This is a genomic window from Pseudomonas sp. SIMBA_067 (assembly GCF_046534675.1).
Lineage (GTDB): Bacteria > Pseudomonadota > Gammaproteobacteria > Pseudomonadales > Pseudomonadaceae > Aquipseudomonas > Aquipseudomonas putida.
In genome coordinates, this window is record NZ_JAWRYH010000028.1 from 1 (window position 1) to 2,929 (window position 2,929).

Consider the following 2,929-nt stretch of genomic DNA (forward strand, 5'->3'; position numbering starts at 1 on the left):
GCTGCGGTCAGAGTGGTCTTACCGTGGTCAACGTGGCCGATAGTGCCGACGTTAACGTGGGGAAGGGAACGATCAAACTTTTCCTTAGCCATCGATACAATCCTCCGCAGAAGAAATAGTCTTGCGCTGATAAAACAAAGGCAGATATTTTCATATCTGCCTTGTTTATATGGAGCTCTTGAGCGGACTTGAACCGCTGACCTCACCCTTACCAAGGGTGTGCTCTACCAACTGAGCTACAAGAGCGAAACACTTTGTGCAAAACCCTGCAAACTTGGAGCGGGTAGCGGGAATCGAACCCGCATCATCAGCTTGGAAGGCTGAGGTTCTACCACTAAACTATACCCGCGGAGCTTGCGGCTCTCGCTAAAACTGGTGGAGGGAGAAGGATTCGAACCTTCGAAGCTCTCGCAACGGATTTACAGTCCGTCCCCTTTGACCGCTCGGGAATCCCTCCAGATGTGGCCGGCATTCTATGCGTCTGCCGTCCTAGTGTCAAGCGTTTTTTCAAATTTTTTCAATCAAATCTGAAACTTAGCTACTTTGACACCGCTTCCAGTTCTACCACCTGAGTGGTGTTCCCTGTGAAGCGGGCGCCATTCTATCAAGCTATTCACCAGTTGCAATACCCTGGCAGAAAATAATTTTATGTTTTAAGTCTTTGAAATCATTGGAAAGAGCCGAAAGGACCGTCTGGTCCAGTAAACGCTCACTTTCCGGGGCAACCTTGAGCCAGCGACCATCGGCTCCAGGCAGCTGCCCCACCACCGGCAAGGTGGCAATATCCAGGCTCAGCAAACGCTGACGCAGTGCATCCAGCTGCTCCTGTCCTGTCACCCCCCCCAATACCAGGCATTCGTCACGGCGCCTGGGCGGTGCCGACACACCCGTTTCACGCAACAGACGGATTTCCTGCTGATTCCCCTTGTACAGAGACAGCGGGGCGACTTCCTTGACCTTCAGCGGTGCTTCCTGTTGATGCCACACGTAATAGAAGACGTTGAGCACCAGTAACAACAGAAACAACCAACGCATAGGCACCTCAATCCAATGGGCAGGCCATGGCCAGGCCAACGAAAACCAGGTCAGGGACGACACGCGCCTGCGGCACGGCCTCTCTCACCAGCGGCGCATCACCCCCAGTGAGGAACACCGCGAATTCTTCACCCCACAGCGAGCGCGCCTGCTCAAGCTGGGTACGCGCAAAGCCCTGGAGCATCAAGACGCAACCACGCTCGACCGCTTCGACTGTAGAGCGGCCCGGCGACAGGCTGGTCAATGCGCGCTCGGCGGAGGCATCGTCATAGCGAATGCGCCGGGTATGGGTACGCAACTGACTGCGCATCAGTGGCATGCCCGGACAGATGTAACCACCCAGGTGCTCGCCGTCTGCAGCCACAAAGTCTGCTTTGGCGGCGGTACCGAGGTCGATCACCAGGCATGCGCCCTTGGCCAGGTGAAATGCACCCAGCGCAGCGAGCCAACGGTCCATGCCCAATCGCTGATAGTCGTCATAACCGTTGCGCACACCGGCCATGCTCTGTGCCGGAAGCGCAACATGCGCCTGCACGGCAAATGCCTGGGCAATCAACGCACAAAGCGCATCGGTTTCTTCCTCGCTGCGCACACTGACAATGCGGCAACCTGTCAGACGCACCGAAGCCAGCGCAGCCACTTCGGCCAGCAGCGCTTGATCTGAATCGACGATCCCGCCACCTTCAATCACTGCATCAGCGGTATGAATCACGCGCCACTTGATGAAGCTGTTACCGCAATCGAGCTCAAGAATCATCACGCAACCTCAAACTGAGCTCACCACCACTGAAGCTCTTTTCAACTCCGTCCACCTCAAGGCGCAAGCCGCCCTGCCCGTCGACGCCAAGAACCACGCCATCGATGCGCGTATTACCGGCAACCAGTGAAACATTGCGCCCCTGCCAAAGGTGCGCCTGTTCCCACTCCTCCTGGAATGCGGCAAACCCGTAGCGACGATGGCGTGCCAATTCGTGCTGCATTTGCTGATTGAGCGAAGCCACCAAGTGGTTACGGTCTATAGCCGCGCCCACCTCACGCCGCATCGAGGTCCACTCCTGGTCGACCTGGTCATTGACCTGCATGTTCACATTGATACCGATACCCAGTACCACATGACAGACATCGGCCGGGTCACCCACTAGCTCCAGGAGAATGCCAGTGATCTTCTGCCCGCGAACCAACACGTCATTGGGCCATTTGAGCCCTACATCTTTTACCCCGAACGCCTGCAGCGTGCGCATTACTGCAACGCCTACCACCAGGCTCAAGCCTTCGAGCTGGCGCATGCCGCCATCCACACGCAAGACAAGGCTGTAATAGAGGTTTTCGGCAAATGGGCTGACCCATTGCCGGCCACGTCGGCCGCGGCCGGCGCTTTGCCGCTCGGCCAGGACGAGAAATGGCGCTACCTGCCCTTGATTGGCAAGCCTCAAGCCTTCGGCGTTGGTCGAGTCGATGATTTCGTGAATGAAAACCGGCCACTGCTCGCCTTCGGCAAACCTGGCGATTGCCTGCGCTTCGAGCAAAGCTAGTGGTGCCGCTAGCTGATAGCCGCGCCCACGAACTTTGTGAATGGTGAGGTTCAGCTCGCTCTCCAGGTGCTGCAGCTGCTTCCAAACGGCGCTGCGACTCACCCCGAGGGCTGCCCCCAGAGCTTCTCCGGAATGGAACCGGCCATCCTTGAGGAGATTCAACAACTTCAGCATGCCAGTCTCGACTTGGAATAAGGCACGCATGATAGCCATGGGCTGTTGGCTTGCATAGGAAAAGGGCCCGCATACCTGGCGTTGCACCCTGCTCTGCAGGAGCAGCCTTGTGCTGCGAAGAGGCCATTGCAGCCGAAGATAATCTTTAGCCTTACCGGCCTCTTCGCAGCACAAGGCTGCTCCTACAG

General features: G+C 57.1%; 4 protein-coding genes and 3 tRNA genes. All 7 read right to left on the minus strand.

Annotation, left to right across the window (positions count from 1 at the left end; translation table 11 throughout):
- Positions 1-92, minus strand: a 92-nt coding sequence (locus SB765_RS27850; RefSeq protein ID WP_133295916.1) for a GTP-binding protein, incomplete at its 3' end; no start/stop codon positions are given.
- Between the two features lie 78 nt (positions 93-170).
- A tRNA-Thr gene (locus SB765_RS27855) sits at positions 171-246 on the minus strand.
- A 29-nt stretch (positions 247-275) separates the two neighbouring features.
- Positions 276-349: transfer RNA gene (locus tag SB765_RS27860), tRNA-Gly, on the minus strand.
- A gap of 24 nt (positions 350-373) precedes the next feature.
- A tRNA-Tyr gene (locus SB765_RS27865) sits at positions 374-457 on the minus strand.
- A 152-nt stretch (positions 458-609) separates the two neighbouring features.
- A complete protein-coding gene (locus tag SB765_RS27870) occupies positions 610-1,035 on the minus strand; it encodes a hypothetical protein (protein ID WP_410932263.1) in 426 nt (141 codons plus the stop codon).
- A gap of 7 nt (positions 1,036-1,042) precedes the next feature.
- Positions 1,043-1,792: a pantothenate kinase gene (locus SB765_RS27875; RefSeq protein WP_341797420.1), complete on the minus strand. Its 750-nt coding sequence runs from the start codon at positions 1,790-1,792 to the stop codon at positions 1,043-1,045.
- Positions 1,782-2,741, minus strand: a complete 960-nt coding sequence (gene birA / locus SB765_RS27880; RefSeq protein WP_016497738.1) for a bifunctional biotin--[acetyl-CoA-carboxylase] ligase/biotin operon repressor BirA — start codon at positions 2,739-2,741, stop codon at positions 1,782-1,784. Before birA ends, SB765_RS27875 begins: the two co-directional genes overlap by 11 nt.
- Between the last annotated feature and the right edge of the window lie 188 nt (positions 2,742-2,929).

Coding starts and splice junctions, on each gene's coding strand:
- SB765_RS27870 (WP_410932263.1), bottom strand. CDS start 1,035: ATGCGTTGGTTGTTTCTGTTGTTACTGGTGCTCAACGTCTTCTATTAC.
- SB765_RS27875 (WP_341797420.1), bottom strand. CDS start 1,792: ATGATTCTTGAGCTCGATTGCGGTAACAGCTTCATCAAGTGGCGCGTG.
- birA (WP_016497738.1), bottom strand. CDS start 2,741: ATGCTGAAGTTGTTGAATCTCCTCAAGGATGGCCGGTTCCATTCCGGA.